Source organism: Microbacterium luteolum, from assembly GCF_039533965.1.
GTDB classification, from domain to species: Bacteria; Actinomycetota; Actinomycetes; order Actinomycetales; family Microbacteriaceae; genus Microbacterium; species Microbacterium luteolum.
On sequence record NZ_BAAAUN010000001.1, the window covers coordinates 1,479,795 to 1,493,592 of the forward strand.

At 69.5% G+C, this 13,798-nt stretch carries 16 protein-coding genes; 4 read left to right on the forward strand and 12 right to left on the reverse strand.

Going from position 1 to position 13,798, the window contains the following annotated elements; translation table 11 throughout:
* Nucleotides 1–31 precede the first annotated feature (31 nt).
* Together ABD648_RS07165 and ABD648_RS07170 are read left to right on the forward strand one after the other, a co-directional pair.
* Nucleotides 32–817, forward strand: a complete 786-nt coding sequence (locus ABD648_RS07165; RefSeq protein WP_282214280.1) for a glycosyltransferase family 2 protein — start codon at nt 32–34, stop codon at nt 815–817.
* A complete protein-coding gene (locus tag ABD648_RS07170; RefSeq protein ID WP_282214281.1) occupies nt 814–2,268 on the forward strand; it encodes a hypothetical protein in 1,455 nt (484 codons plus the stop codon). The genes ABD648_RS07165 and ABD648_RS07170 overlap by 4 nt, the downstream gene beginning before the upstream one ends.
* Nucleotides 2,269–2,356: 88 nt before the next feature.
* On the opposite strand, the gene glmM is transcribed toward ABD648_RS07170, so the two are convergent.
* The 4 genes from glmM to ABD648_RS07190 form a co-directional block, all read right to left on the reverse strand.
* Entirely contained in the window at nt 2,357–3,715 is a 1,359-nt protein-coding gene (gene glmM / locus ABD648_RS07175; RefSeq protein ID WP_282214282.1) for a phosphoglucosamine mutase, read from the reverse strand.
* Nucleotides 3,716–3,729: 14 nt separating this feature from the next.
* Nucleotides 3,730–4,215 (reverse strand): 30S ribosomal protein S9, encoded by a 486-nt coding sequence (gene rpsI, locus ABD648_RS07180; protein WP_046012472.1) that lies wholly within the window; start codon nt 4,213–4,215, stop codon nt 3,730–3,732.
* Between the two features lie 27 nt (nt 4,216–4,242).
* The gene (rplM, locus tag ABD648_RS07185; protein WP_210097189.1) at nt 4,243–4,689 is read right to left on the reverse strand and encodes a 50S ribosomal protein L13; all 447 of its coding nucleotides are present in this window, start codon (nt 4,687–4,689) and stop codon (nt 4,243–4,245) included.
* 183 nt (nt 4,690–4,872) lie between these two features.
* Nucleotides 4,873–5,625 (reverse strand): MBL fold metallo-hydrolase, encoded by a 753-nt coding sequence (locus ABD648_RS07190; protein WP_282214283.1) that lies wholly within the window; start codon nt 5,623–5,625, stop codon nt 4,873–4,875.
* Between the two features lie 70 nt (nt 5,626–5,695).
* On the opposite strand from ABD648_RS07190, the gene ABD648_RS07195 reads away from it, so the two are divergent.
* Complete coding sequence (locus ABD648_RS07195) at nt 5,696–6,667, forward strand: GlxA family transcriptional regulator (RefSeq protein WP_282214284.1); 972 nt, start codon at nt 5,696–5,698, stop codon at nt 6,665–6,667.
* An 11-nt stretch (nt 6,668–6,678) separates the two neighbouring features.
* On the opposite strand, the gene ABD648_RS07200 is transcribed toward ABD648_RS07195, so the two are convergent.
* From ABD648_RS07200 to ABD648_RS07220, 5 genes are all read right to left on the reverse strand, one after another.
* Nucleotides 6,679–7,347 carry an endonuclease/exonuclease/phosphatase family protein gene (locus tag ABD648_RS07200; RefSeq protein WP_282214285.1) on the reverse strand — a complete coding sequence of 223 codons (669 nt, stop codon included), beginning with the start codon at nt 7,345–7,347 and terminating at the stop codon, nt 6,679–6,681.
* A gap of 43 nt (nt 7,348–7,390) precedes the next feature.
* Entirely contained in the window at nt 7,391–8,284 is an 894-nt protein-coding gene (locus ABD648_RS07205) for a hypothetical protein (RefSeq protein WP_282214286.1), read from the reverse strand.
* A 41-nt stretch (nt 8,285–8,325) separates the two neighbouring features.
* A complete protein-coding gene (gene truA / locus ABD648_RS07210) occupies nt 8,326–9,180 on the reverse strand; it encodes a tRNA pseudouridine(38-40) synthase TruA (protein ID WP_282214287.1) in 855 nt (284 codons plus the stop codon).
* 41 nt (nt 9,181–9,221) lie between these two features.
* Nucleotides 9,222–10,763, reverse strand: a complete 1,542-nt coding sequence (locus ABD648_RS07215) for an APC family permease (protein ID WP_282214288.1) — start codon at nt 10,761–10,763, stop codon at nt 9,222–9,224.
* 99 nt (nt 10,764–10,862) lie between these two features.
* Entirely contained in the window at nt 10,863–11,228 is a 366-nt protein-coding gene (locus tag ABD648_RS07220) for a winged helix-turn-helix transcriptional regulator (RefSeq protein ID WP_116634516.1), read from the reverse strand.
* 94 nt (nt 11,229–11,322) lie between these two features.
* Between ABD648_RS07220 and ABD648_RS07225 the strand changes: the two genes are divergently transcribed.
* Nucleotides 11,323–12,168 (forward strand): SDR family oxidoreductase, encoded by an 846-nt coding sequence (locus ABD648_RS07225; RefSeq protein WP_282214289.1) that lies wholly within the window; start codon nt 11,323–11,325, stop codon nt 12,166–12,168.
* Between the two features lie 74 nt (nt 12,169–12,242).
* Here the strand turns inward: ABD648_RS07225 and ABD648_RS07230 are convergent, their stop codons facing one another.
* Genes ABD648_RS07230 through ABD648_RS07240 form a run of 3 tightly spaced genes read right to left on the reverse strand, consistent with a single transcriptional unit; the run spans nt 12,243 to nt 13,773 of the window.
* A complete protein-coding gene (locus tag ABD648_RS07230) occupies nt 12,243–12,608 on the reverse strand; it encodes a hypothetical protein (RefSeq protein WP_282214290.1) in 366 nt (121 codons plus the stop codon).
* Nucleotides 12,605–13,210: a hypothetical protein gene (locus ABD648_RS07235; protein WP_282214291.1), complete on the reverse strand. Its 606-nt coding sequence runs from the start codon at nt 13,208–13,210 to the stop codon at nt 12,605–12,607. The genes ABD648_RS07230 and ABD648_RS07235 overlap by 4 nt, the downstream gene beginning before the upstream one ends.
* Nucleotides 13,207–13,773, reverse strand: a complete 567-nt coding sequence (locus ABD648_RS07240) for an RNA polymerase sigma factor (RefSeq protein WP_282214292.1) — start codon at nt 13,771–13,773, stop codon at nt 13,207–13,209. The genes ABD648_RS07235 and ABD648_RS07240 overlap by 4 nt, the downstream gene beginning before the upstream one ends.
* Nucleotides 13,774–13,798: the final 25 nt, after the last annotated feature.

Here is a 13,798-nt window from a genome sequence, read left to right on the forward strand (position 1 = left end):
TGCCCTGCGCCCTGCCATCCCTAGGACCCCTGTGACTCTCAGCCATCTCGCCATCGTCATGCCCGCCTTCAACGAGGTCGAGGGCATCCGGGGCTTCATCGACGAGATCCGGGATTCCGTGTCTCCACTGGCCGACCGCGTCACGTTCCACATCGCCGACGATCGCTCGACGGATGCCACGGCATCGGTGTTCGACGACGTCGCCGACGTGACGGTCGACGTGCAGCCGGTGAACCGCGGACACGGCCCGACCGCTCTCGCCGCCTACCGCGCCGGACTCGCCACCGGCCCGACGGTGCTCATCCACGTCGACGGCGACGGGCAGTTCTACGGCCGCGACTTCCCCCGCCTGCTCGCCGCTCTGGACCAGGCGGATGCCGACGTCGTCCACGGCGTCCGCGACGGGCGCACCGACCCCTGGTACCGGAAGGTCCTCACCTCGGCCGTCGGCCTGCTGATCGCCCTCGCCGCGGGGCGCCGCATCCCGGACGTCAACACTCCGCTGCGCGCCTACCGGCCCGACGCCCTGCAGGCTCTGCTCGACGCGATCCCCGCCGACGCGTCGGTGCCGCACGTGCACTTCTCGCTGGCCGAGGCCCGTGCCGGCTTCACGGTGCGCTACCTGCGGGTGGCCAGCATCCCCCGTCGCGGCGCGTCCTCCACGGGCACGATGTGGGGCCGCGGCAACGGTGTCAGCCTGCCGCCCAAGCGTCTGCGCGCGTTCGTGCGCACCGCGCTCGTGGAGGCCTGGACCCTGTCGCTGCGCCCCTCGGCCCCGCTTCGCGGCATCCGTCGGCCGGAGCCCGTCGCGCGATGACCCGCACGCGCACGATCCTGTTCTGGGCGGTCGCGGCTGCCCTGCTGATCGGACACGTGATCGTCGCCTGGCACAGCCTCGTCGTCTGGCGCTTCTGGGAGGACGAGGCGTTCAACCTCACCGTCCCGCGGAATCTGCTCGCCGGCCTCGGCTATTCGAGTGACGGCGCCCTCTCCGGTTCGACCATCACCCCGTTCGATCCGCGCATCTCCACCGGCCCTGTCGTGCTCCTTCCGGTCGCCCTGCTGCTCGCCACGGGCATCGACCCCGTCATCGCCGCCCGCCTCATCCCCCTCGCCTACTGGGTGCTGCTTCTCGCCGGCCTCGCCGTCATCGGTCACCGGATCGCCGGACGCTGGGCGGCTCTGCTCGCCGTGGCCGTCCCGCTGGCCTTCACCGCCGGCGCCGGGGTGTCACCGATCCAGGGGCCGGCCGACCTGCTCGGCGAGATCCCGGCCGCCGCACTCCTCGTGTGGGCGCTGATCGCGCTGCCCCGGCGGGCGTGGTTGGCGGGTCTGCTGGTCGGACTCGCGATCCAGGCCAAGCTCATCGTGCTGCTCGCCCTCCCGGCCTTCGCGGTCGCCCTGTGGGTGCTGTCGGACGGCACGGGCTGGGCACGTATCCGCGATCTGCTGCGACGCGCCTGGCTCCCGCTCGTGCTCGTCGCCGTGCCGACGCTCCTGTTCGAGCTCGTCGCGCTCGCCTCCCTGGGGTTCAGCGGTTTCGTGGAGCATCTCCGGAACCTCGTCAACTTCGTCCGCAGCGGTGGTCAGGGCGACGCCGCCACCTCGGTCTTCCAGAAGCTCGGTGCGCTGGCGGACTCGTGGTCGCTGCCCGGCGTGATCGCGGCCGTCGGAGCCGTCATCGCGATCGGACTCGCTGCCGCGGGTGTCGTCCTCCGCTGGCGCTCGGCCACACCCGCAGAGCGGATCGTGATCGCGTACGCGCTGGCGGCCTTCGTCGGCGCCCTCGCCTTCGTCGGCTGGTGGGCGACCGCGTCGCGGCTGCCCCTCTGGGTGCGGCATCCGGCGCCCGGCGTCTTCGCCTTCTTCCCGATCATCGCCGCGGTCGCGGTCTGGGCCGTCGTGCGGATGCCGCGGGGGCGTGCCATCCGGATCGTCGGCGTCGCCGCGGTATCCGCGCTGGCGCTCGTCGTCGCGGCAGGCGGCGTCCTGCACGTCGCCGCGCAGTTCGCCCCGCGCACGCTCATCACGCTGGAGGAGCAGCGCACCGGCGTGGCTCCGCTCGCAGCCTGGGTCGAGGACAACGACGTCGAATGGCTGGCCGCAGACCCCTGGGGCGCCGCCGTGGCGCCGATCGTCCTCACCGGGGCGCACGTCGGGCTGTTCGATGCCGTGGCCATGCAGGACGCACCGCGGCTCACCGGCCTCGCCTGCACGACCGAGACGCTCGCCGACAGCGGCTACTTCCGCATCTGCGCCGCGCCCTGAGCGCACCGCGAAGCCGCCGCGGACGCGAAACGCCCCCGGCCCGAAGGCGCGGGGGCGTCCCGATCTCGTCGTGTCGACGTGAGTCGTGTCAGAGCGCCAGGCGCTCCTGGACGACGCCGGCCAGACGATCCGCGTATTCGCGCACCGACTCGGCATCCGCCGCTTCCACCATGACGCGCACGAGCGGCTCGGTGCCGGACTTGCGCAGCAGCACGCGCCCGGTGTCGCCCAGCTCGGCTTCGACCTCGAGCACGGCCTGCTTGACGTGCTCGTCGTCTGCGACGCGATCCTTGTCGACGTCGCGCACGTTGATGAGCACCTGCGGGTAGACGGTCATCACGGAGGCGAGCTCCGCGATCGACTTCTTCTGGCGCGCCATCTCGGCCACGAGGTGCAGGCCCGTGAGGAGTCCGTCGCCCGTGGTGGCGTACTCGCTCATGATGACGTGACCGGACTGCTCGCCGCCCAGGGCGTAGCCGCCGGCGTTCATGTCCTCGAGGACGTAGCGGTCGCCGACAGCGGTCTGTCGCACGGTGATGCCGTGCTCGCGCATGGCGACGTGCAGGCCGAGGTTGCTCATCACCGTCGCGACGAGCGTGTCGTCGGTGAGGTGTCCGCGCTCCTTCATCGACACCGCGATGATCGCCATGATCTGGTCGCCGTCGATGTGGTTGCCCTGAGCATCCACAGCGAGGCAGCGGTCCGCGTCGCCGTCATGGGCGATGCCGATGTCGGCGCCCAGACGCACGACGGCCTCAGCGAGGTTGTCGAGGTGGGTCGAGCCGACGCCGTCGTTGATGTTCCACCCGTCGGGGTCGGCACCGATGACGGTCACCTCGGCGCCCGCGTCGCGGAACGTCTCCGGGGAGACGCCGGATGCCGCGCCGTGCGCGCAGTCCAGCACCACGTGGATGCCGTCGAGCCGGTTCGGGAGCGAGCCGAGGAGATGCAGGACGTAGCGGTCCTCCGCGTCGGAGAACCGCTCGATACGACCGACGCCGGCGCCGGTCGGGCGGAGCATCTCCCCCGACATGGCCTCTTCGATGCGCTGCTCGACGACGTCGGGGAGCTTGCGCCCGCCGCGCGCGAAGATCTTGATGCCGTTGTCGGGCGCGGCGTTGTGCGACGCCGAGATCATCACGCCGAAGTCGGCGTCACGGTCGGCGACGAGGAACGCGAGAGCCGGCGTCGGGATGACGCCCGCCTCGAGCACGTCGACGCCCGAGGACGCGAGACCGGCAGAGACCGCAGCCGTGAGGAAGTGTCCCGAGACCCGGGGGTCACGGGCGACAACTGCGGTGAGTCGCTTGCCTTCGGCTTTGCGAGACTCCGCAGTACGGCCCTGGCCCAGGACGACAGCAGTCGCCTGGGCCAGGGTGAGCGCCAGGTCGGCGGTGAGGATGCCGTTGGCAAGTCCTCGCACGCCGTCCGTGCCAAAAATCGGCATCGGAGCAGCGGACCTTAACGCTTCGAGTACTGAGGCGCCTTACGGGCCTTCTTGAGACCAGCCTTCTTGCGCTCCTTGACGCGAGCGTCGCGCGAGAGGAAGCCGGCCTTCTTCAGGGTCGGACGGTTGTTCTCCTCGTCGATGCCGTTCAGCGAACGGGCGATGCCGAGACGAAGCGCGCCGGCCTGGCCCGAGGGGCCACCACCCGAGATGCGGGCGATGACGTCGTAGGCGCCGGTGAGGTTGAGCACCGTGAACGGGTCGTTGATCAGCTGCTGGTGCAGCTTGTTCGGGAAGTAGTCCTCGATCGTGCGGCCGTTGACCGTGATCGTTCCCGAGCCGGGGACGATGCGCACGCGGGCGATGGCCTGCTTGCGACGGCCGACAGCGGCACCCGGGACGCTGAGCACGGGGCGGGGAGCCGCCTCGACTGCTTCGGTCTCGGGGGTCGACGTCGAGAAGTTCTGGGGGGTTTCGGTGGTGTCCTGGATGTCAGCCACGAGTATGTCCTTAAGTCTTTACGGCGCTTACTGGGCGACCTGGTCGAGGGTGTACGTCTTCGGCTGCTGAGCGGCGTGCGGGTGCTCGGCACCGACGTAGACCTTGAGCTTCGACAGCTGCTGACGGCCGATGCTGTTCTTGGGGAGCATGCCACGGATGGCCTTCTCCACAGCACGGACCGGGTTCTTCTCCATCAGCTCGGCGTAGGTGACCGACTTCAGGCCGCCCGGGTAACCGGAGTGGCGGTAGGCCAGCTTCTTCTGGAGCTTCTGACCGGTGAGCGCGACCTTGTCGGCGTTCACGATGATGACGAAGTCACCCGAGTCGATGTGGTTGGCGAAGGTGGGCTTGTGCTTGCCACGCAGGAGCGTAGCGGCGTGCGAAGCCAGGCGGCCGAGAACGACGTCGGTGGCGTCGATGACGACCCAGTCACGCTGGACCTCGCCGGCCTTCGGGGTGTAAGTGCGCGTCACGATAGTGCTGCTTTCTTATGTCGAACGGAGAAGTTCGTGAATCCCACTCCGGGGTGGTTCATCCCCAGGGGGAGGAACACGCCAGTGGAGGGCTCACGTTCGGATAGTGCATCTTCCCCGCAGAAGGGAAGGGCACCAAAGAGACAGCATACGCCACCCGGTGCCCTTCCCCCAAACCGGCCCTCAGCCGACGTCGACCCGCGCCCCTGCCGTCAGCACGCGGAGCCGATCGCCCTGTCCGGCGTACCCGAACATGGCGACGAGTCGTTCCCGGGTCTCGGAGAAGTGGAACCAGCCCTCCGCGTGCACGGGAACGATCACGGCGTCGGAGAGGACGTCGGCCGCCTCCAGCGCCGTCCGCGCGTTCAGCGTCAGGTCGGCGTCCCCGAAGCGCCCGACGTTGGCGGCTCCGGCGAAGAGGACGGCGATCCCGATGCCGGGGAAGCGCCCGGCTATCTCGCGGACGACGTCGACGGAGGCGTTGTCGCCGGAGACGTACATCGTGGGATGGCCATCGGCTTCGAGCACGAAGCCGGTCACCGGGCCGGACAGCGCCTCGGCCCCCTCGGGCCCGTGCAGCGCGGGCACCGCCGTGACGACGACGTCACCGACGCGGTGCTGCTGCCACGACACCAGGCCCGTGATGCCGGGGATGCGGGTGGCTGACTCCTCGGTGCCGAGCACGAGCGGCACCTCGCCCAGCAGCGCCCGCCCAGTGGTGTCGAGGTTGTCGTCGTGCTGGTCGTGGGAGAGCAGCACGACGTCGATCGCGCCGAGAGCGGATGCCGGGACGGCGGGGCCGGTCAGCTTGCGGAGCACGATCGGGCCCTCGTACGAGCCCGGCTCGTCGAAGGTCGGGTCGGTCAGGAACCCGAGGCCCGCGTAGGTGAAGTGGAGCGTGGGTCCGCCGACGAGGAGAGCAGAGATCTGTGTCATGGATCGAGTCTCCGGCATCCTCCGCGGCGGGCCCAGTGGCCTGGAAGCACACTTCCGATAGGATCGGGCCATGGCCTCCTCCGCTCCCCGTTCCCGCGTGGCGGTGCTCGCCTTCCCGCACATCAGCCCCTTCCACCTGTCCGTCCCGACACTGGTCTTCGGCGGCGCGGGACTCGACGGCGTGAGGGGTCTCTACGACGTCGACGTGTGCGCCGAGCAGCCAGGATCGATGCCGACCGCGGCGGGATACGGCATCCAGGTCGACGTCGGACTCGAGGCGATGGACGAGGCGGACCTCGTGGTCATCCCCAGCTGGCGCGAGGGATCGGAGCCGTCGGCGGCGCTGCTCGACGCGGTACGGAGAGCCCACCGTCGCGGCGCGCGCATCGTCGGGCTCTGCCTGGGCACCATCGTGGTCTCCGCATCCGGCATCGCCGACGGACGCGAGGTGTCGACGCACTGGGCCGCCGCCGATCGGCTGTCGGCGGCGGAGCCGCAGATCCGTGTGCGCGACGACGTGCTGTGGTCCGATCTGGGCGATGTGGTGACCTCCGCCGGCGCCGCGGCCGCGCTGGACTGCTGCCTCCATATCGTCCGCTCGGACCATGGGAGCGTCGCCGCAGCGACGCTGGCCCGCTCACTGGTGCTCGCGCCGCACCGCACCGGGTCGCAGGCCCAGTACATCCCCGCGCCGGTGGTCGCCGTGTCGGCCGACGATCCGATCGGCGGGGCGATGCGGTGGGCGCGCGAGCGCCTCGGCACACCCATCGATGTGGACGGCTGGGCCGCGTCGACGCACATGTCCCGTCGCACGTTCACTCGACGCTTCCGCGACCGCACCGCGACGAGTCCGCAGCAGTGGCTGCTCGATCAGAGGGTCGAGTTCGCTCGCACGCTGCTCGAGAGCGGCGACGACACGATCGAGCGGGTCGCAGAACTCGCCGGATTCGGCAGCGCGGTGTCGCTCCGCCTGCACTTCCGTCAACGGCTCGGCGTCAGCCCGGCGGCGCATCGTGCGGCGTTCCGCCCCGGGGCCGCCTGAGCGGTCGGCGCCTAGTCCGGCTTGACCGTCACCAGGATCGGCCGGTGATCGCTCGACCCCTGGGGCAGCGTGGTGATCCGCTCGATCTCGAAACCCGTCGAGGTGGCGAAGTCGTAGTGGCCGCGGAAGACGCGGTAGCGGGTGTAGGTGTGATCATCGCTCAGGGTCAGCGCGTACCCGTGGTCGCGCACCGCCTGACCGAGGTTCTCCTTGAAGATCGGGTAGTTGTAGTCCCCGACCATGAGCTGCGGGAGCCCTTCGCCGAGTGTCGCGAGCTCGGTGAGGGCCGCACGGATCTGATGGCGGCGCAGGGAGTTGAGCGCCGTCAGCGGCGCCGCGTGGAACGAGGCCACGATGAAGTCCTGGCCGTCGTCGATGTCGCGCAGACGCGCCCCGAGCACGCGCTCGTGCGCCGGCTTCGCGATCCGGTCGTGCAGGGACTTCTTGAGCCCGAGCATGCGGATCCCCTGCAGGTGATACGTGCTCTCCCGGTAGAACAGCGCGATGCCGAGACGGTTGCCGTGCGTGGCATCCGCGAGCACGAGTCCGCCGATCCGTGGCGGGAGCTCGGGCACGTCGCACTCCTGCAGGCAGAGGATGTCGGGGTCGTGCTCGCGCACGAGAGCGGCGAGCTCGCCCGCGGCCCGGTGCTTCTGGAGGTTGTACGAGATGACCTTCATGACCCCTCCCACGCTACCCGTCGTCGCTGTGCGCCGGCTCCGATCACTCGTCGTATCCCCAGCGGATGCCGAGCACCCCCGGGCCGAATCCGTGACGCGCGAGGTGCACGGAGCCGCTGCGCACCGGCCGCATCGACGACGCGTAGTCGTCTTCGGTCTCGATGTACTCCTCGCACCAGGCGGGGAGGGCATCGGGGTGGAAATGCACCCAGATCAGGCTCTCGCGCGCGGGCCGCGATGTCGCATGCCAGGCGGACTGGCGCGGCGGATAACCGGGCGGGAACGTCTCCGTGAACTCGATGAGCGTCGTGCCGCCGGTGGTGATCGGCTCGTCGAGGGCGATCACCACCCCGGAGAGGAGATGTCCCGGGTGCAGGTACTCGCGGTCGATGCGCCCGCCGACGACGTCGGAGATCACCGACATCACCTCGGTCTCCTCGGGAGCGACGTCGATGAGCGGAAGCTCGGTGATCAGTCCCCTGGTCGCCTGCACGAGGGAGCGCATCACGATGCTCTCGACGGCTCCGCTCGCCCCGACGCGCACCGTGAGATGGGTGGAGAGATCGCGGAGCGCCTCCTGCGGGGCGGACTGCAGCGCGCGCAGCGTCTCCTCCGTCTCGCGGTTCTCGCGCTCCTCGTCGAAGGGAAGCCGTGGTGGCGCCACCGGCCCCAGTCGCGTCGAGGGTCCGAGCAACGAACTCAGGTGCCCGCGGGGCAGACCGAGCCGGTCCTCGATACCGTCGACGGCGCTCAGCGATTGCGCACCCTCCGGTTGACGGTCGCCGGACCGCCAGTAGCTGAGGGTCGCCATCGACACGAGGTTGCCGTCGTCGGCTAGCCCCTGCTGCAGTCTCGACAGCGAGATCCCGCGTTCGGAGATCGCTGCGCGCAGGGCCGCGGCGAACGCACCCGTCCGCGCATCGATCCGATCCGTCACGTTTCCCCCGTCGTACTGTGAAGAGATCTGCCGGGTTCAGCTTACGGTCGGTCGTCGTTCCTGTCGCGGCGTGCCCGCGTCTGCTCCGCTCGGGCGGCGAGCAGCTCGTCGGCGGGATAGCCGACCTCGGTCAGTGTCAGGCCGCGCGCCGCCAGCACCTTGAACTCGCTGGTCCGTGTCAGGGCGTCCCGCAGCACCACGAGGTCTCCGATGTCGAGCCGCCCCTCGCCGACGGCGACGCATCCGCCGACGAGCGCGCGCACCATGCTGTGGCAGAACGCGTCGGCCTTGACCTCGGCCACCAGCACGCCGTCGGCGTCGCGTTCCCAGCGGTAGTCGAGGAGAGTGCGGATCGTCGTCGCCTCCTCGCGTGGCTTGCAGTACGCCGCGAAGTCATGCAGCCCGATGAGGGTGCGCGCCGCGGCATCCATCGCCTGGGAGTCGAGGCGCCCGCGGATGCTGGTCGTGTCGAGGCGCCGCAGCGGATCGAACCCCGCCTCCGCATCGGCGAGGCGGTAGCGGTAACGACGCCACACGGCGGAGAACCGGGCGTCGAAGCCCTCCGGCGCGATCGAGCTCCGCGTCACCGTGACGTCGGAGTAGGCGCCGAGCACGCCGCGCATCCGCCCCGCGATCGAGCCTGCGGGGTCCTGCGCCGCACGGCCGTGCCGAGCCTCGATCCGCGCCCACTGGGCCTCATCGAGGTCGACGTGCGCCACCTGTCCGGTCGCGTGCACACCGGCATCCGTGCGTCCGGCGACCACGAACTGCACGTCGGAGCCGACGATGCGGGCGAGCGCGGGTTCGAGCGTCCCCTGCACCGTGCGGAGCGTGGGCTGCTTCGCCCAGCCGCGGAAATGGGTGCCGTCGTAGGCGATGTCGAGCCGGATGCGCACGGAGCAAGCCTAGGACAAGCCCGCGAGCCCGCTTGCGATGCTCAGATGCCGCCGTCGATGGAACGGATCGTCACGCTCGGCTCGTCGGGCACCATCACCTGCGTCTCGCGGTTGAGGCTCTCGCCGCGGAAGAACCGCTTCGAGCGCGGGAAGAGGTACCAGACGAACATCAGGACGAGACCGATGGCGAGCGAGCCGATGCCGATCACGAACGTGCCGCCGATGCCGAAGAGAACGGTGTAGCCGTAGTCGACGTCCCACATGTCGATCGCGGACTGGATGAACGCCCACGCCAGCATCAGGCCACCCAGCAGCGGGAACAGGCCCTTGAAGAAGAAGTCGCGTGCCGAGCTGGTCAGATCCTTCCGGAAGTACCAGACGCAGGCGAAGCCGGTGATGGCGTAGTAGAAGGCGATCGCGAGACCCAGCGAGAGGATGGAGTCCTGCAGGATGTTGTCGCTGATCAGCGTCATTCCGACGTAGTAGGCCACCGCGACGATGCCCATGACGATGGTCGAGAACGACGGCGTCTTGTAGGTCGGGTGCACGTCCTTGAACTTCGCCGGAAGTGCGCGGTAGACGCCCATCGCGAGCGTGCCGCGCGCGGTCGGCAGGATCGTCGTCTGGGTGGACGAGATGGCCGAGATGACCACGGCGACGACGAGGACCCATCCGAACGGACCGAGGAGGCCGTCCTTGATCGCGAGGAAGAAGTCGTCGGCATTCGCCTCGTTGCCGAGACCGGTTCCCGTCTCCCCCAGCCCCGCGTACATCATCGCGGCGATGGTCACGCCCACGTAGGTGAACAGCAGGATGACGGTGGTGAGCAGGGCCGCGCGACCGGGGATGCGCTTCGGGTCCTTGGTCTCCTCGTTCAGCGCCAGGCACGTGTCCCAGCCCCAGTAGATGAAGAGAGCGAGCAGGATGGCCTCGGTGAACCCCGCGAAGTCGGTGAAGGCGAAGGGGTTGAGCCATGCCATGTCGAACGGCGTCGGGTCGGGTGCGGTGCCGGCGAAGAACTGCCAGAGCGCGGTGACGACAAAGATCGCGAGCGCCAGGTACTGGATGCCGAGCAGGATGTTCTGGATGCGCTCGCCGATCTCCACCCCGCGCCAGCTGACCCAGGTCATCGCCGCGATGAAGAGCACGGCGACGAGCACGACGCGCCAGTCGTTGTTCTCCAGGTCCTGGCCGATCAGCGACCAGAAGTAGACCGAGGCGATCTGGGCGAGGTTCGCGAGCACCACCATGCCGGCGACCGCCACTCCCCAGCCGCCCATCCAGCCCACCCAGGGGCCGAAGGCCTTGGTCCCCCACGTGAACGTGGTGCCGCAGTCGGGCACGGCGTTGTTGAGCTCGCGGTACGCGAAGGCGATGAGCAGCATCGGCACGAAGGCGATGATGAACGCGATGGGCGCCTGCGCCCCGACCGCGAGCACCACGAATCCGAGCGTCGCTACCAGCGAGTACACGGGGGCGGTCGAGGCAAGACCGATGACGGTCGATCCCCAGAGTCCCAGTGTTCCCGCAGCCAGACCCTTGCCGTCGGGTCGTTCCAGATGAATCGGCGTCGTTGCGGCCATGTCAGAACAGTAGGGCTACTGCGGTTCTCGCGTCAAACGTTTTCTTCCACCGACGGATTCCACACCTCAGCACTCCTGATGACGACGGAATCCGCAGGTTCAGTCGCGCCCGAGCATTCCGTCTGCGTGGTCGGCGACCCACTCCATCAGGGGGAGCATCCGCTCCATCAGATCGCGGCCGAGCGGAGTCAGACTGTACTCGACGTGCGGCGGCACGGTCGGCAGGGATTCGCGGTGCACGAGCCCGTCGTCGGCGAGGGTGCGGAGAGTGGACGCGAGCATCTTCTCGCTGATGCCGTCGACCGCGCGACGCAGTTCGCCCCATCGATGCGTCCCGTCGGAGAGAGAGGAGAGGATGAGCACGCCCCACTTGCTCATGATGTGATCGAGCACGACGCGCGTCCCGCAGCCCTGGTCGAAGACCGCCGGCGTGGACTCCTTGATCTGCGCAAAACTCACTGACATGTAGGTACCTTACCTGAAAGTGGGTACCCTCTGGACGGAATGTTCTGAGGGGTGCCGCCGGTTGTCGAGGGTGTCACCCACGAAAGGACACCCCATGACCATCCTCATCACCGGCGCGACCGGCAACCTCGGACGCCTCATCATCGCCGCCCTCCTCGAGCGCGGCGCCGACCCGCAGTCGATCGTCGCCGGAGCCCGCGATGTCGCCAAGGGCGCCGACCTCGGCGTGCGCGTCGTGCACCTGGACTACACGGATCCCGCCTCGATCACCGCAGCACTGGAGGGTGTCGACGCCGTCGCCCTCGTCTCGGGCTCGGAAGTGGGCCAGCGGGTGGCTCAGCACCAGGCGGTCATCGATGCCGCGAAGGCCGCGGGCGTCTCGAAGCTCGTCTACACGAGCGCGCCGAAGGCTACGACGAGCGACCTCGTCCTCGCGCCCGAGCACAAGGCGACGGAGGAACTGATCGCGGCATCGGGTCTTCCCGCGGTGATCCTCCGCAACAACTGGTACACCGAGAACTACGCGGCCGACCTCGCGCGCGCCGCCGAGACCGGGGTGCTCGCCGCCGGCGTGGGCGAAGGCCGGGTCGCCTCGGCGAGCCGCAAGGACTTCGCGGATGCCGTCGCCGTGGTGCTGCTCGAAGACGGCCACGTCGGCGAGGTGTACGAGCTCGGCGGCGACGTCGCGTGGAACTACGGCGAGCTCGCGGCCGCGATGTCCGAGGTGACCGGTCGCCCGGTCGCGTACCAGCCCCTCACGACCGAGGAGCAGAGCGCTGCACTCGAGGCAGCGGGACTCGACGCGGGAACCGTCGGATTCGTGGTGGCTCTCGACGCCGGCATCCGCAACGGCGCTCTCGCCGACACCGACGGTACCCTCGCGCGCCTCATCGGCCGTCCGACCACGCCTCTCGTGGACGGGCTTCGCGACGCGGCCTGATCACTCGTCACCGAGACGGAAGTGCCGACCTCCCCTGCCGGAGGGCGGCACTTTCGCATCTCCGCGTCGCGCGGTCAGGCCGCGTCGCGCGACTGCACGTAGACGACCGTGAGCGTGATGCTCTCCCTGTGGAGACCGGCGGTGCGCAGCACGGCATCGACCGCTTCGTACGCGGCCAGCAGCACGACGGCCGCTGACGCGGCGACGTCGACGCCGACCGACGCTTCGACCGCGAGGCCCTCCTCCCCCGCGACCACCGAGATGATCGGTCGGCTGTCGTCGCTGACGCCGAGCGCGACCGCTCCCGCGCGGAGCAGATTCGAGACCAGCGACCCGGACCGATAGACGTTCCGGACGCCCGGCGTCGCACGCACGGCGTCTTCGATCTCCTGCGCGAGCTCGGTGCGGGCCTCCGGCGTCATCGCTGCTGCTCCGTTCACGATGAGACCTCCTGGATGTCCCGGATCGCGATGTCGATCGCGACGATGTCGAGCTCTGTGTGAAGGCGCAGTCGCCTGTCGACCTCCGCGCGGAGGCGATCCGCGAGAAGCGGGATCGGCTCGCCGGGGAAGACGTTCGCCTCGATCGCGACCCGGATGGGCGTCCCCGGCGTCGTCACGTCACCGTCCAGGCGACAGCGCCCGAGGAGCAGCCCGGGAACAGCGTTCTCCGCTGATCGGATGAGGCCGCGCACCGCGCCTTCCGTGATCGCGAGATCGACGTTCGGCTCCGGCGAGGCGAAGGGGATCCTCCGGCCCGCACGGGCATCGATCGCGATGCCCGCGAGGATGCGATCGACCCAGCCCGGCTCGACCTCGGGAGATGCCGCGGCATCCGCGTCGATCAGCTCGCCGCTCAGCCCGTGGAGCCTCTCGAGTGCGTCGAGGGCCAGCTGACAGCCCGGCGACTCCTCGATCGAGCGGTCCAGCGGCTGCCGACCGGCGTCGAGGTACTCCGTGAGCTCCTCGATGGTGTGCCCGTCCAGATCGGTCGGCTCCAGTCCGAGTCGTCGGCCGTCGGGGGCGTCATGGTCGTCGCTCATCGCCACTCCTCCATCCGTACGATCATGTATTTCCTCGCGCGGGCCAGCAGGCCTCGCGCGGTCGAAACGGGTATGCCGAGCTCCTCGGCGATCTCGTCGTACGAGTAGCCGCCCATCTCGCGGAGGACCCAGCACTCGCGCTGCGCATCGGGGAGCTCGCGCAGTGCGGCCCCGAGCGCCGCGATGCCAGCCCGCGCCTGGACCACCTCATCCGGTGACGTGTGGGAAGGAGCGGGACGGTCGAAGGCGTCGATGTCGGCGACGGGTCGGAGGGACCGGATGCGGTCGACGGCCTTGCGGCTGACGATCCTCATCAGCCAGCTCTTGACCTTGGACGGATCCTCGAGCTCCGAGAAACGCTGCCACGCGGTGACGAACGCCTCCTGGACCACGTCGTCCACGTCGGCCGAAGCGTTCAGCATCCGTCGGGTGTATGCGCGCATCATCGGCGTGTACCTCCGCACGAGCACCGCGAACGACTCGACGTCGCCGTCCATGGCGCGTCCGGCCACGATGCGGTCGTCGGCGTGCTCGAGCGCATTCCGGAAGCGTTCGTCTGCCATCTGCTCACCTTCTCGTCCTGATCCC

What these genes read in the sequence shown, in the direction of transcription:
- ABD648_RS07170 (WP_282214281.1), top strand. Translation starts at nt 814, where the DNA reads ATGACCCGCACGCGCACGATCCTGTTCTGGGCGGTCGCGGCTGCCCTG.
- glmM (WP_282214282.1), bottom strand. Translation starts at nt 3,715, where the DNA reads ATGCCGATTTTTGGCACGGACGGCGTGCGAGGACTTGCCAACGGCATC.
- ABD648_RS07190 (WP_282214283.1), bottom strand. Translation starts at nt 5,625, where the DNA reads ATGACACAGATCTCTGCTCTCCTCGTCGGCGGACCCACGCTCCACTTC.
- ABD648_RS07195 (WP_282214284.1), top strand. Translation starts at nt 5,696, where the DNA reads ATGGCCTCCTCCGCTCCCCGTTCCCGCGTGGCGGTGCTCGCCTTCCCG.
- ABD648_RS07200 (WP_282214285.1), bottom strand. Translation starts at nt 7,347, where the DNA reads ATGAAGGTCATCTCGTACAACCTCCAGAAGCACCGGGCCGCGGGCGAG.
- ABD648_RS07215 (WP_282214288.1), bottom strand. Translation starts at nt 10,763, where the DNA reads ATGGCCGCAACGACGCCGATTCATCTGGAACGACCCGACGGCAAGGGT.
- ABD648_RS07220 (WP_116634516.1), bottom strand. Translation starts at nt 11,228, where the DNA reads ATGTCAGTGAGTTTTGCGCAGATCAAGGAGTCCACGCCGGCGGTCTTC.
- ABD648_RS07225 (WP_282214289.1), top strand. Translation starts at nt 11,323, where the DNA reads ATGACCATCCTCATCACCGGCGCGACCGGCAACCTCGGACGCCTCATC.
- ABD648_RS07235 (WP_282214291.1), bottom strand. Translation starts at nt 13,210, where the DNA reads ATGAGCGACGACCATGACGCCCCCGACGGCCGACGACTCGGACTGGAG.
- ABD648_RS07240 (WP_282214292.1), bottom strand. Translation starts at nt 13,773, where the DNA reads ATGGCAGACGAACGCTTCCGGAATGCGCTCGAGCACGCCGACGACCGC.